This window comes from Mycolicibacterium sp. Y3 (genome assembly GCF_051188035.1).
GTDB lineage: Bacteria > Actinomycetota > Actinomycetes > Mycobacteriales > Mycobacteriaceae > Mycobacterium > Mycobacterium fluoranthenivorans.
This window is the reverse complement of the sequence record NZ_JAVQLT010000003.1, coordinates 58,534-71,250: the sequence shown is the minus strand read 5'-3', so window position 1 is coordinate 71,250 and position 12,717 is coordinate 58,534. Positions and strand designations below refer to the sequence as shown.

Below are 12,717 nucleotides of genomic sequence, written 5' to 3'. Positions count from 1 at the left end.
GTTGTTTGATAATGTCCCCGTCAATACCACTTCGTGGCCAAGGGGGGCCCAATGCTGAACACCACGCCGACACCTCTTCTTCGCGCCAAACTTGCCGCTGGCGCGGTGGCGTTCACCGTCCTCGCCGGCGCCATCGTCGCCCCGCAGGGCGGCATCCTCGTCGCGGCGCCGCGACCGGCTCACCATGCGGCCATCGAGCTTGTGGCCGAAATCAGCGATAGCTCAACAACTGTGGGTGTCGCTGACTCGAATCTGTACAACCTGACCCAAGACCAGCTCGTCGAGCGGCTCACTCAGATGAAGAGCCTCGGGGTCACCGACCTGCGTATCGCAGTGCCGTGGATCTATATCCAGCCGACCAGCGCGACGTCCTATGACTGGTCAAAGATGGACAACGTCGTCGACACGGCGGCCTCAATGGGTTTTTCGATCACCGGAGCCATCAGCGGAAATCCCAAGTGGGACGGCACCGTGCTCGCAGGAGCGCCAGACCCGACCGCCTACGCCACCTTCGCATCGGCAGTCGCGTCGCGCTACGGCACCAAGATCGGCGCCTACGAAATCTGGAATGAGCCCAACGGCGTGGTGTTCTTCGCGCCGGTGAGCGCGGCCAAGTACACCGAGGTCCTCAAGGCCGCCTACACCGCCATCAAAGCCGCGAACCCGGACGCGATCGTCCTCGCGGGCGCACTCGGAGCGACCGGCAACATCAGCGGCGTCAGTGTCAGCCCCCAGAAGTTCCTGGAGCAGATGTACGCCGCGGGCGCGGCCGGCTACTTCGACGCGCTGTCATATCACCCGTATGGCACCTCGCTGCCATTCAGCGCTGGCACGGATGTGAATAATGCTGCGCTACAACAGATTCAATCCCTGTACTCGATCATGGTCGCCAACGGCGACGGCGACCTGAAGATTTGGGGGACCGAGTACGGCAACGCCACCACCCCGGGCATTGGATTGACCACGGCCGAACAGGCACAGTTCCTGCAGGACTTCGTCACCGCGTGGAACCGGCTACCATTCACCGGCCCGTCGTTCGTCTACACCGCCCAAGACATCCAGACCGGAGCGCTCAACGCCGAAGCCAACTTCGGCCTATTCAACAGCGACGGCACCCCCAAACCGGCCGCACTGCTGCTCGCCCAGATGATCGCCCAGCTCGACGCGGACGGCACCCTGCCCGACTACACAGCGCCCAAACTGTCCCAGGCGCGCGACGCCTACCTGCAGATCGCCTCCATGGCCTTCGGCCTGGTCAACTTGGGTCTGATCATCCCCAACGCGATCGTCGCGGCCGTGTACAACGAGATGCCGGTGCCCGTCAGGCGGGCATTCACCGCCCTTGCCAACATCGTGACCAAAGGGGTCGCGGCGGCGGTGACGGCGATCGGCCCGATGGTGCAGGCCGGCATCCAGGCACTGATCAACGTGACCAGTGCCCTGACCGCCCCCAAGGCGGCGGCAACAACGGCCCTTGCGCAGGAAGATACGGTCGTCACTGCGGACACGGGCCAGGCCGAGCGCAGCACCACCGAGAATCTGCTCGGCACTCAGCCCGCCGCTGCGGCCGCCGTGAGTGGTATCGAGTCGACCCTCGCCGGTGCGCTGGACGACACCCAGCTCACCGTGCGGCAGCTGACCACCGAGGTCCCCAAGACTGCCGAGCCAACAGAGGTTGCGGCGCTGCCGGCGGCAAGTCCCGCCGAGGCCACGCCAGTATCGGAGGCCACAGCCCAGGAGGCGAGTTCAGACCCGGCAACCGTTGAGTCCGATGGTGTTTCGACGCAGGCGAAGTCGTCTTCGACACCGAAGGATTCGCCATCTACTGCGGAGGCGAGCTCGACACAGAAACCCGCGGAGAGCGATCAGGCCGCGTCCACCACACCCGATCAGGCGTCCCCGACGAAGACGGAACACGCAGACGCGGCGACCTCGACGGGAAAGCGCCCGAAGGGCACACCCAAGCACCGCAAAAACTCCACCGACTCGTCAGTGGACGGCACCACCTCGACAGCACCGTCCGACCAGACCCGGGCCGCCTCGGGCGACAGCACGGACTCGCCGAAGCAGCCCAAGGCCGATTCGTGAGCCGCGCGCGTCGCCAGTGGTTCGCCACGACCGGATGCGCACTGGTGATCGGCACAGCCGCCCTCACGCCCGTTCCGATGGCGCACGCCGAGGACTCGGTGTTCTACCTGTCCGGCACCCGCAACCATCCCGCCCCGGAAGCCACGGTGTCACTCGGCGCGATCAGTGCCGCGCTGACGGGATTCGGGACCACCGCCCTGCAGCTGGGCTACGAGGCGTCGCTGTTCCCGGTCGTCGGCAGCATCGCGTTGGACCCCTCGGTCGCTACCGGTGTCGCTGCACTCACAGCTGCGCTCGGTACGGTTCCGGTCGGGGATCGGGTCATCGTTATCGGTGTCTCCCAGGGCAACATCGTGTCCAGTGTGGTCGAACAGGCAGCCATCGCCTCGGGTTCCACAGTGAATTTCCTGTTTGTCAGGGTGGCCGATCCGAGCAGTGCCGAAGGAATCATGGGGCGTAACAAGGGAATTCGGCTCCCGGGCCTGACGTTCGTCTCCGCCCCGGCCGAGAGCCCCTGGGACACCATCGTCATCGCCCACCAGTACGAAGGTCTCAGCGACTGGCCCGTCCAGCAGGCCAACCTGCTCGCCGACCTCAATGCTCTCCTCGGCGCGATCACCTATCACAACCCGTGGTCCTACAACGTCGACCTGTCGAGCATCCCAGAGGCGAACGTCACCGTGACGGTGAACTCCCTCGGCGCGACCACCACGCGTTATCTCATCCCCGCCACGGGCTTGCTGCCCATCCTGCGGCCACTACAGGCCATCGGGGTGAACGACCCGACGCTGCAGAAGCTCCAGACGGTGCTCAAACCCATCATCGACTCTGCTTACGGTCCTCAGCCGTACCCGGACGTGGCCGCAGTGGCTCAGAAACTGTTCGTGGCGTCGATCGACGCGATGACGACAATGGCCAACCAGGCCGGCGTGGCACTGCGGAAGGCGCAGGCAGCGCTGAAGACAGCAGCCGCCCAGTGGAAGGCCGTCACCACTGCCGCTGTGCCGAGGGCCGGCGCGACGGACACCGGTGTCACCGCCATCACCGCAGCGGCCGAGCCAGGGCAGACCACAGATGCAGCGACAGCCGCCCCCAGCGGGCTACCGGTGCGTGCGTCCACAACGGCGCCCACCACCGACAAAGCGCAGGCACTCGGGGCGCCGGCGGCGGTGCCAGGTTCCTCGGCATCGGGTGCGACATCGGCGAGCACCAGCCAGGAGGCGGCCGCACCGGAATCGCATCCGACGCGGGTGAACTCAGAGTCAGAGGCGAAGGATCCCGCCACCACCGATCCCGGGACGTCCTCCAGCAGTGGCGGCACTGAGAAGAAGCGTGGCCAGCGCAATCCGCTGACCCGTAAGCACTCGTCGACGTCGACGAGCACGCAGACCACCCCACCCGACAGCGGCACCAACGACGGCGCAGTCAGCGGGACAGACCGGCCCACTGCGCATGCACCGCGCGCAGACGCCGCGCCACCCAAGAGCGATACGACGGGCGAAAAGAACGACAAGTCCGACGATGACTGACCCGGCGTCCGGCGGCACGACAACCACGGCGCGGCAGTCGGGCCTGGCCTGCGTCGTCCGCGACGGCATCCGGTGGCGCGCGCACTGCACATGCGGCGAGCTCCCCGAACGTTCACGGATCCTCAAGGCCGCGGCGATCCAAGACGCTCAGGGACACGCCGCCAGTGCGGGCTGTGACCTCAGCTGGCCACTGGTGCTCGCTCATCACGGGCTGTGACGCCATGGACACCCCCCCTTCAGGCGCCGGATCCCCGACCTTTCCCGGTCTCGCCCTTAGCCCACGAGGAGAATCCCGATGTCTCTAGCCATCGCCACGGCAAGTGCTCCGGCGGGGACGAGCTTTGTCCTGGTGGTGTCGATGGTTGTCTTAGTCGCGGGGGTGGCTGCCGCGACACCGATCGGGAGCTTCCTCCGATCCCGCTTCGACAGTGCTGCCGCCCGACGAGCCGGCGGCCATCATGAACCGCAGCCGCGGCTGCAGCAGCCCTCCAGCCAAGACAGCTGCACATGTCACGAAAAAGGAGCTCACTCATGTCCCAACCGGTTCGCACTGTGACACGGCAACGCCGCAGTGGTGCACGCGGGCGTCCGCGCGGGAGTCGCCCGGTCCAACTCCTGGAGTCAGATTCGTTCGCCGCACGATTGAACCGCCTGTTCGAGACCGTCTACCCGCCCGGGCGTGGCCCTTTCACCGGCTCCGAACTGGTCCGCGCATTGTCCGATCAGGGATTAAAGCTGTCGGCGCCGTATCTGTCCCAGTTGCGAACAGGCCAACGCGCGCAACCCTCCCTGCGGACGGTCGAGCTCATCGCTGGATTCTTCGGCATTCGAAGGGACTACTTCACCGGAGAAGACGTCGCCTACCTTCGCCGCCTGGAGGACGAGCTGGACTGGTTGGAGCTGGCCCGCGATCCCGCCGTACAGCGGCTGACCACCACCTTGCTTGAGTTAACGCCACATGACTGCGAGCTGGCATTGGCCAGTGTCGAAGTGGCGGCGGACTGCCCGTCAGACAGCCGGTGATGGCCGCAGTACAACGATGCTTTCTCTTGGTGGCGATAGTTGATCAGAGGACATCGGCCCTCCTTCGCCAGCGCTGCCTAGATGTGCTGTCTCATGAGATTGGTTACGCGGTAGGGCCTTCGATGAGAGCTGTTCGGGCGGGCGGGGGCTGGTGGGGGCAAAAGAGCGAACGAGTGTGTCGCACCTCGGTGGGAAGATGGAAGATATGAAGGGTTCAGACCGCGCACCGCTACGTGAGCGAGCAATTCGAGTCGCGGCGGCTGTCGCTGTGTTGGAGCTTCTCGTCTGGTTGGTGTTGGCGATGATGAAGCTCATCGATTTACTCGGGGCGTCTGCTGGGCAGGTCGACACGTGGGATGTGCTGCTCTGGGTGTGCGTCCTAGGCGCGCTGGTCGCCGCCACCGTGATCGCTTGGCACATTTACGACCAGGGCTCCGATGGTGCGCGGCGTGTCGGTTCGTTAATCACAGATACGGCCGGTGGAAAGATCCTCAGCGGCGTGGCCGCCACTGTGCTCGCCGCCGGCGGACTAATGTGCGCGGTCGCCGCCGACGGATGGGGTTCGCGGGGATGGTTCATCGCGGGGACGGTGCTGTGGGCGGCCGTGAGTGTGCGTTGGTTAAGGAACGGTTGGCGGCAATGTGCTTCGCATCGCGAGCCCTCACGCCATGGCCCTGGCATCGAACGCATTCCGGAATAGGTACCGCGCCGGAGGTACCACGCGCCGTCGCCGAGCAGGACCCTGGGAGTGCCCGCCGAGACGATGACGTCACCGCGTAACCAATCTCATGAGACAGCACAGCTAGCGCCACGGATAGCGCTCGCTGACGACTTCACGATGCCCGTGGACAGTGTGACCGGCACCTTTGCAATTCTCGGAAAAAAAGGGAGGGGAAAGACCCACACAGCCTCCGTACTGGCCGAGGAACTGATGAGCGCCGGCTGCCTGATCTGCGTCATCGACCCCACCGGCGTCTGGTACGGACTGCGTTCCTCCGCCGACGGACGCGAAGCCGGATTCCCCGTCATCATTTTCGGTGGCGAACACGCCGACATCGCCCTGCGGCCCGAGCAAGGCGCGGTAATCGCGGAACTGATTGCCCAACAGCGATTCCCGGCCGTACTTGACCTATCGCTCATGCGGAAGGCTGAACGCAGGTCCTTCGCCGCAGACTTCCTGGAAACGCTGTACTGGCGCAACCGCGAACCCCTGCACCTGATCATCGACGAAGCTGACGAGTTCGCGCCGCAGCGCGCACCAGCAGGAATCGAGCGCCTCCTCGGGGCCACAGAAGACATCGTGCGTCGCGGCCGCGTCAAGGGGCTCGGAGTGACGCTTTGCACCCAGCGGGCGGCAGCACTGCACAAAACCGTTCTCTCGCAGATTGATTTGCTCATTGCACTCGGCGTGACCGCACTCCAAGACGTCAACACCATCAGCGATTGAGTTGCCCAGCACGCCGAGGAAGGACGAGCCCGCGAAGTCCGACAATCCCTGCCGTCCCTGCCGGTTGGGCAAGCCTGGGTGTGGTCGCCGGAGTGGCTCGGTGTCACCCAGCACATCACCGTCCGCCGACGCAGGACCTTCGACTCCAGTGCCACACCGAAGGCAGGAGCGCGCCGGCACACCGCCACCACCTTGGCGCCGGTCGACGTCGAAGGGTTACGCCGCCAGCTCGACGCTGGCGCCCAGGATGTGCAGTCGGCGCCCCCAGTGGTGGTCGGGCGCCAAGTCCAGGCCGAGATCGTAGATCTGCGACGACAATTGGCCGCCGAGCAAGTGCGCGTGGCCCAGGTGCAGCGCGTTGAAGTGCCGGTGCTCTTGCCCGAGGACCTCACGGCCCTGACCACCGCCCTGGCGCAGCTGCACACGATCGGTGAACAGATTTGCGCGGCTGCGGCGAACCTCGAACGCGCGTTGGCCGCCGCACCGCCCGCCGTGACCAGGGAACATGACACGTCCCCACAGTTGGAGCGGCTCGAACCGCCGTCGCTGGAGCCGGTGACGCCCGCGACAGTCGGCGAGGGGACCGGTGAGGGCCGGCTCCGGCTGGCCGAGCGTCAAATCCTTACTGTCCTGGCGCAGTACGGGCAGCGGACCACCAACCAGGTTGCCCTGTTGACCGGGCGCAGCCATAAGGGCGGTGGATTCCGTAACGCGCTATCGGCGCTGCGCAGCGGCGGCCTCATCGAAGGTCGTGGCGACATCAGCATCACAGATGCCGGCCGGGCCGCACTGGGCAGTTGGGAACGGCTGCCGGCACCGGCCCGGGACTCGTCGCGTGGTGGTCCGAGCAGCTCGATAAAGCGCCGCGCATGATCCTGAATCATCTGGCGGGCAATCCGAATCGCGATGTGCCCATTGCCGAGATCGCCGACGCGACCGGGTACAGCTCCGCCGGGGGTGGGTTCCGCAACGCCGTCTCGCGGTTGCGTTCCCTTGATCTCGCTGAAGGTCGTGGCGAACTGCGCATCAACCCGGGGCTGGTCTCCGCCGACAACAACGGCACCCCGAATGGTCAGCGGGGGACCGAGATCTGATGCGAGATCGTGGTGCGCGAGCGGCATTCGTCGGACTCAGCTATACGCGCTGGTGATGAAATGCGCTGCATCGCAACGCGCTAGACGTCGTCCAGGGTTGCTTGCGTCGTGGCTCGGAGTCCATGCACCCACGGGTCCCTGACCATCGTCGAGACGGCGGTGACTACGGCCTCGTCGGAATGCTCGTTGCGGCCCATGAGCTGCCACGCGGCGTCCTCGATGCGCTGCAACAGACCGCTATAGGCGGCGCCGGCGGCATTGGCGTAGGACGCGGATGCCTCCACATCGGAGTGCTCGATGAACCGTGACGGCAACTCGGCCAACTCCGTCGACAGAGCCTTGGCCTGCTCCTGAACCGTGCGGGTGAGGCCACGCACGTACTCGACGTCGAGCGGGGGGCTCGACACGGCCATCGAGTTCTCCAACAGGTAGTCGATCCGGTAGAGGGCATCCAACACCGACTCCAGCGACCCGATCTGCGGGCGAACCGTCACCGAGGCGATGGGGATCATCAACGGCTCCGACGCGCGGACCGCTGACGTGACCCGTGCGACTTCATCCTGCGCCTGGCGCACCACGTCTTCGGCGTAGGCATTGGCGCGGTCGATGTCGACTTGTGCGGCGCGACGAGCCTCAGCGATCTCAGCCTGCGCGGCGAGCTGGGCATCGGTGATTTGAGCCTGGGCGGCATCGACCTCGACTTGGGCGCCTCGCTGCGCCTCCAGGATCTCAGCGCCCGCATGTTCTCGAACGGCGGCCACTTCACCCCTTGCCACGTCGCGGGCTGCCGCCACCTCGGCGGCCGCATCGGCGCGGATCTGGTCGACCTCGGCGCGCAGCCGCCCTGCGGCCTCCTCAGCGGCGGAACGCTCTTGCACGCGTTCGTTCAAGCGTTGCTCGGCCCGCGCGTCGGCGGCCGCCGCGCGTTCCCGTGCAGCAGCGACCTCAGCCGCGGTGTCGGCGCGGACCCGTTCGAGCTGATCGCGAAGCTCCTGCACCAGTGTTTCGGCTGCGGCGCGCTCAGTGGTTCGCTCGCCGGCGCGCTGCTCAGCGCGTTCCTCCGCAGCACGGGCCCGTTCATGCGCGGCGGCCACCTCGGCGGCGGCGTCGGCACGGACCTGCTCGATCTCTGCGGCAGTGGCGGAACGGATCTGTGCAATCTCGGAACGAATGGCCAGTAACGCCTGCTGGTCGGCCGCGTGTTCCTGCGCCCGGCGCCGGTCCTTCTCGTCGGCCTCGGCTTGCACTTCGCGGCCGCGCTCCCGCGCCTGTGTGGCGATGCGGGCGGACTCGTCGGCGTCGGCTCGGGCCATCTCTGCGGCCGCGAGCGCGTCCAGCCGATCCTGATGGGCTTCGCGCTCACGACTGTGCGCCTCACGGCTTCGTTGATCGGCTTCGACGAGCTGCATCACCGGGGACAGGCGCGTCTTGGCCGGGCCGTTGCGTTTGCGGTGCTCAACGAGTTCGACCTCGGTCATCGCGGCCAACGCGATCGTCTCCGGTCGCGGCCGCAAACCCGCCCGCGTCGACGCCTCGACCGACTCCTGTGCTGCGCGGAGGGTCACGGCGGCCCACCGCGCGGGATCGAGATCGGCGATGTGCTCTCGCGTGGTCGTCATCGCCGCCGCCGTCGTCCGGTCGTCTGTTCCATTGCCTCCGGCGCAGCGGTCTCGGCGACGTCAGGCTCACGGGAAGCAGCAGGCGTCGCCGCCTGACGCGTAGAGGGGGCGCTTGAATTGCGCTGTGGTGCAGCGCCATCAGTGAGAAGCTCAGCCGCGTCCCGGGGTGGTGGCGCGGCGCTGGAGCGTGCGCCGGCGGCCGATGCTGTCGATTCAGTGGCAAGCCGCGATAGCGGACCGCTCTGCTGCGCCAGCACTAGAAGGAACTGCTCCTGGTAGACGGTGATCGCCTGGGTGAGTGTGTCGTCGCCGAGCTGATCAGCATCTCGCAGAAGGCCTTTCAACACCTGCAGCGTCACCTCTGGACCGAGTCCGAGGGTGGCACCCTCGCTGGCCGCAGGTTCGAGCGCGGCGGTCTCCAACACCTGCCACCATCGATCCCAGCAGCGCGCGACCGCGGCCGCGTGCTGTTCATCGGTGCGCCGCTCTTGGTGATGTCGCTCGTTTCGAGCCTGTTCGACGCGGTGCCGCTTACCGGTGCGGCGGGATCCGTACACCACGGCGCCCATGACGATGAGCGCAGCGAGCAGCGCTATCGCGCCCGCGAAGCCAGAGGAGAGGATGAAGTCCCGAGCCGGCGGTAGGTCCGGCAAACCGGCGACTTGCACTAGGTGGCTCATCCGGTCAGTCTCCCACCCGACACAGCCCAGAAAGCGGCCCGCGAGGCCTCGAATTTTCCCGAGATGGTCTCCGGCTCAGCAACTGCCAGACCCCATGCTCGCAGCGACGTGCGGGCGCAGTCCGCGGACCAGTTTCCGGCGCAGGTGACGGAAAGACGGCACCAGGCCGGTACTTCCTCTATGACACCGAAACCAGAGGAGCACCGCCATGCAGTTCCGCAAGACCACGACACTGGGACCCTTCCGCTTCACCCTCACCCAGCGGGGTATCTCCATCAGCGTCGGTGCCGGACCCGTGCGATTCAGCCGCTCCGCCGACGGCACCGTACGGCGAACGCTGCGGCTACCCGGAACGGGCATCTGGGACACCAAAGTGGTGCGGCGTCAACGACGGTGAGAATCGGACTCGTCGCCGCCATGGCTACCGCAAACGCGGCCCGTCCGATGTCTCCCGCTAACCCGGCTTCGCCACCGCGGCGCCAGACCTCCGCGGCGCTTGCCGCCCGGCCGTCGAAATCAGTGGTGGTCGAGACGCTGTGTGAGCCAAACCCGCCGATAACCTGGATGCCACGCCGCCGACCATTCGCCTGACTGCGACCGGCGCTCAGAGAGGAGACCGACACCATGACCGTTCTCGGAGAGCGCCCCACGGAGAGTGCGCCGCACACGGAGACGGCTCAGGTCATCGTCGTGCATGACCTGCAAGAAGGCGATTACCTCCCCGACTACGACAGCACGGTGCGCGGCGTCGAGATTCGCACCGAACGCCTCGGCGTCGAGTGGGTCGACGTGCTGCTTGCAGACCAACGCCACCTCGTTCTCGACGGTTACGACGACATCGCCGCGGCTCGCTCGACGGCCGCACCGACCCGATCCCCGCGGCGGTAGGTTGCGCTGTGTCACGGTTCTCGATCAGCCACCTCCGGGTAGGCTCTGATGACCTGCGTCGGCAGCTTCCCCTCAGCGGGGAGACTGTGGACATTCGGCAGGGCCCCGACGGGCAGACATACTTTTCGGCACGACTCGATGGACAGCTCAAGCACCACATCGAAGCGAGCACTGATACGTCCACGTTCCCCGTTGAGCGCCTGGGCTCCGACGACTCGGGACCGTTCCTCTGGGTGAGCGACATCGTGATGCGCGCCAGCACCCCCGGTGCGGCTCCCCATCACGGCATGCAGCGCTTCCCCGTCGATCTGGCCTACATCCTCGATCCCAGCTACTGGGACGACCAGACCGTCGACTACGCCAAGCTCCAGCCCGTCGCCGCCGTCGACATCGACGACCTTCCCCACGACGTCACAGAGGCAGCCGCAGACCAGGAGCGCAATCCCGCAGCCGCCACCATCGAGGACCTCAAAGAAGACAGCTTCTCCGAGCCCAGAAGCGACGACCCCCCCGAGGACTCCGGGCAGACCACCGCCAGCACGACGGTCGCGGCGCACCCCGCGCCCGCGCACGATCCGCTCGTCGACGACGACCCGGCAGGCGAGCCGGACCGCGTGACCCTGCCTGCGGACGTGCCGACGGTCGGCGATGACCGCACTGACGAGCAACACATCGCAGCCGACGAGGAAGGCGAATCAGACCCGGATCCCGCCGCGCCGGCACCCGCACCCGTGCCCAGCCCGTCGCCCATCGCGACAGCCCCAGCCGTCATCCCCGAGTTGGTGATGACCCCGGCCCGCACGGCGACGGCAGCGGCAAGGAACGCCGGCGACGCCGACGCGACCACACACGCGGAGGCCCTGCCCGCCGACCCTGCGCCGAGCAGTACGACCGTGGCCAGCGAGCCACCAACCGCGAGCACTCCCGACGCCAGCGAGAGCACCGGCCCCATCCCAACAGCGACGACAGCACGTCCCCCCGCACCCATTGGCGTCAGTGCGGACATCGCAAGCAGGTCACGGCGTCTGCCTGCGCCTCACCAGAGCCCTCCAGAACGCGACCACTCCGTCGCCGCCGGCGCCGCGGCGCCAGCGCCGTCGTCGGCGCGCCACAGTGAGGCATCCTCCTACCCGTCGTCCTGGCCCCCGGCCGCCAGACCCGCACGTCCCGCTCCTGCACCTCAGCTGCCGCCGCAGCACACCACGCGACCGCCGATCATTCCCACGACACCGAACCGGCGGGCACCGTCGAAGAAGGCCCTCGCGATATCGGCCGTCATCCTCATCGGCGTCATCCTCACCGCGATTGCCGTACGGAACGTCGCCGGCTCAGACTCTGGCAGCGGACAGGCGGCCGCACCCGCCCCATCCCGCCCATCGGACACAGATGTTCAGCGCGTCAAAAATGCTGTGCCCAAGGGATATTCAGATACAAGCTGCACCGCACGTGACGCCTCAGCCGAGGCCTCGGTGAAGTGCGGCCCCAACACCGACCCCGGTGGACCACAGACCGCCACCTACACCCTCTACACCGACCAGCAGGCACTCAATCAGGCCTTCGCCACCACCATCGCCGGCTTCGATCAAGTGACCTGCCCTGGAAACATCCAGTCCCCCGGTGCGTGGCGGCGCAACGCCGCACCAAACAAGGTGGCCGGAACGCTCTTCTGCGGCACCCGAGCAGGACAGGCAGCTGTGATCTGGACCAGCAACGCGCAGACCCTGCTCAACGTCACCGAAGCCGGAGCGCAGGGCCCCACACTCGACCAGCTCTACACCTGGTGGAGCACCCACTCCTGACGCGGCCAACAGGACAACCACCGCATCCCCACCGCCCGCAGTCGCCAATCGCAGCACGGCCAGTCCAGCCGACATGTCGGAGCACCCGACTACACTCAAACCCGCAACACCACTGCACAACTCGGCCTGACATGAGTGCCCGGTCACCCGACGCGAAAGGCAACCATGCCCAACCAGGCGATCGCCCACCAAATTCATCGGCTTCCCCACCACCTCCTCGCTGCGGCACTGCCCGACCTGCGGCCATCGGCCGCCCAATGGGACGACGTGCGAACGGAATTCGCACGATGGACGTTGCGCCAGCCTGAGGACTTCAGCACTTGGCGCCACGCCTGGAACGGCTGGACCCGGGCCACGTCCCACCATTTCGGCACCATCACGCTGACGGTGACCTGCCCAGACTGCCGAGGCCGCCCGTTCAGCACCAGGCGCGGAATCCCCGGGCCCTGCACCACCTGCTGCGGCCGACGACGCACCACCCTGCGCAGCAGAGCCCTCTGGCAGCCCGACACCACCGCAGACACCCCGTAACCCCGACCCGGTGAATCCC

At 66.9% G+C, this 12,717-nt stretch carries 13 protein-coding genes; 11 read left to right on the top strand and 2 right to left on the bottom strand.

The genetic code is table 11. The features are described from left to right. The first annotated feature begins 51 nt into the window (after nt 1-51). From QN239_RS32720 to QN239_RS32685, 8 genes are all read left to right on the top strand, one after another. Nucleotides 52-2,088, top strand: coding sequence for a cellulase family glycosylhydrolase (locus QN239_RS32720; RefSeq protein ID WP_499017425.1), 2,037 nt, complete (start codon nt 52-54; stop codon nt 2,086-2,088). Next, nucleotides 2,085-3,617 (top strand): PE-PPE domain-containing protein, encoded by a 1,533-nt coding sequence (locus QN239_RS32715; RefSeq protein ID WP_499017423.1) that lies wholly within the window; start codon nt 2,085-2,087, stop codon nt 3,615-3,617. Before QN239_RS32720 ends, QN239_RS32715 begins: the two co-directional genes overlap by 4 nt. Then, nucleotides 3,610-3,834, top strand: coding sequence for a hypothetical protein (locus QN239_RS32710; RefSeq protein ID WP_499017421.1), 225 nt, complete (start codon nt 3,610-3,612; stop codon nt 3,832-3,834). The genes QN239_RS32715 and QN239_RS32710 overlap by 8 nt, the downstream gene beginning before the upstream one ends. A 425-nt stretch (nt 3,835-4,259) precedes the next feature. Further along, nucleotides 4,260-4,640, top strand: a complete 381-nt coding sequence (locus QN239_RS32705) for a transcriptional regulator (RefSeq protein WP_499017420.1) — start codon at nt 4,260-4,262, stop codon at nt 4,638-4,640. A gap of 196 nt (nt 4,641-4,836) precedes the next feature. Continuing rightward, on the top strand, nt 4,837-5,340 hold the full coding sequence (locus tag QN239_RS32700) for a hypothetical protein (protein WP_499017418.1): 504 nt from the start codon (nt 4,837-4,839) through the stop codon (nt 5,338-5,340). Nucleotides 5,341-5,484: 144 nt separating this feature from the next. Further along, a complete protein-coding gene (locus QN239_RS32695; RefSeq protein WP_499017417.1) occupies nt 5,485-6,087 on the top strand; it encodes a helicase HerA domain-containing protein in 603 nt (200 codons plus the stop codon). Nucleotides 6,088-6,165: 78 nt separating this feature from the next. Continuing rightward, nucleotides 6,166-6,960 (top strand): hypothetical protein, encoded by a 795-nt coding sequence (locus QN239_RS32690; RefSeq protein WP_499017416.1) that lies wholly within the window; start codon nt 6,166-6,168, stop codon nt 6,958-6,960. Then, entirely contained in the window at nt 6,957-7,181 is a 225-nt protein-coding gene (locus QN239_RS32685) for a hypothetical protein (RefSeq protein WP_499017415.1), read from the top strand. The genes QN239_RS32690 and QN239_RS32685 overlap by 4 nt, the downstream gene beginning before the upstream one ends. Nucleotides 7,182-7,261: 80 nt before the next feature. Here the strand turns inward: QN239_RS32685 and QN239_RS32680 are convergent, their stop codons facing one another. Together QN239_RS32680 and QN239_RS32675 are read right to left on the bottom strand one after the other, a co-directional pair. Further along, nucleotides 7,262-8,800, bottom strand: coding sequence for a coiled-coil domain-containing protein (locus QN239_RS32680; protein ID WP_499017414.1), 1,539 nt, complete (start codon nt 8,798-8,800; stop codon nt 7,262-7,264). Next, nucleotides 8,797-9,480: a hypothetical protein gene (locus QN239_RS32675; RefSeq protein ID WP_499017413.1), complete on the bottom strand. Its 684-nt coding sequence runs from the start codon at nt 9,478-9,480 to the stop codon at nt 8,797-8,799. Before QN239_RS32675 ends, QN239_RS32680 begins: the two co-directional genes overlap by 4 nt. A 208-nt stretch (nt 9,481-9,688) precedes the next feature. Between QN239_RS32675 and QN239_RS32670 the strand changes: the two genes are divergently transcribed. The 3 genes from QN239_RS32670 to QN239_RS32660 all read left to right on the top strand — a co-directional run bounded on the left by QN239_RS32670 (nt 9,689) and on the right by QN239_RS32660 (nt 12,167). Continuing rightward, nucleotides 9,689-9,877 (top strand): DUF4236 domain-containing protein, encoded by a 189-nt coding sequence (locus QN239_RS32670; protein WP_499017412.1) that lies wholly within the window; start codon nt 9,689-9,691, stop codon nt 9,875-9,877. Between the two features lie 227 nt (nt 9,878-10,104). Further along, nucleotides 10,105-10,368 (top strand): hypothetical protein, encoded by a 264-nt coding sequence (locus QN239_RS32665; protein ID WP_499017411.1) that lies wholly within the window; start codon nt 10,105-10,107, stop codon nt 10,366-10,368. A 233-nt stretch (nt 10,369-10,601) separates the two neighbouring features. Then, nucleotides 10,602-12,167 (top strand): hypothetical protein, encoded by a 1,566-nt coding sequence (locus tag QN239_RS32660; protein ID WP_499017410.1) that lies wholly within the window; start codon nt 10,602-10,604, stop codon nt 12,165-12,167. Nucleotides 12,168-12,717 lie beyond the last annotated feature (550 nt).

Bases quoted from the DNA above. Each gene is read 5' to 3' on its own strand.
- QN239_RS32670 (WP_499017412.1), top strand. From the start codon at position 9,689: ATGCAGTTCCGCAAGACCACGACACTGGGACCCTTCCGCTTCACCCTC.
- QN239_RS32675 (WP_499017413.1), bottom strand. From the start codon at position 9,480: ATGAGCCACCTAGTGCAAGTCGCCGGTTTGCCGGACCTACCGCCGGCT.
- QN239_RS32700 (WP_499017418.1), top strand. From the start codon at position 4,837: ATGGAAGATATGAAGGGTTCAGACCGCGCACCGCTACGTGAGCGAGCA.
- QN239_RS32680 (WP_499017414.1), bottom strand. From the start codon at position 8,800: ATGACGACCACGCGAGAGCACATCGCCGATCTCGATCCCGCGCGGTGG.
- QN239_RS32720 (WP_499017425.1), top strand. From the start codon at position 52: ATGCTGAACACCACGCCGACACCTCTTCTTCGCGCCAAACTTGCCGCT.
- QN239_RS32710 (WP_499017421.1), top strand. From the start codon at position 3,610: ATGACTGACCCGGCGTCCGGCGGCACGACAACCACGGCGCGGCAGTCG.
- QN239_RS32665 (WP_499017411.1), top strand. From the start codon at position 10,105: ATGACCGTTCTCGGAGAGCGCCCCACGGAGAGTGCGCCGCACACGGAG.
- QN239_RS32685 (WP_499017415.1), top strand. From the start codon at position 6,957: ATGATCCTGAATCATCTGGCGGGCAATCCGAATCGCGATGTGCCCATT.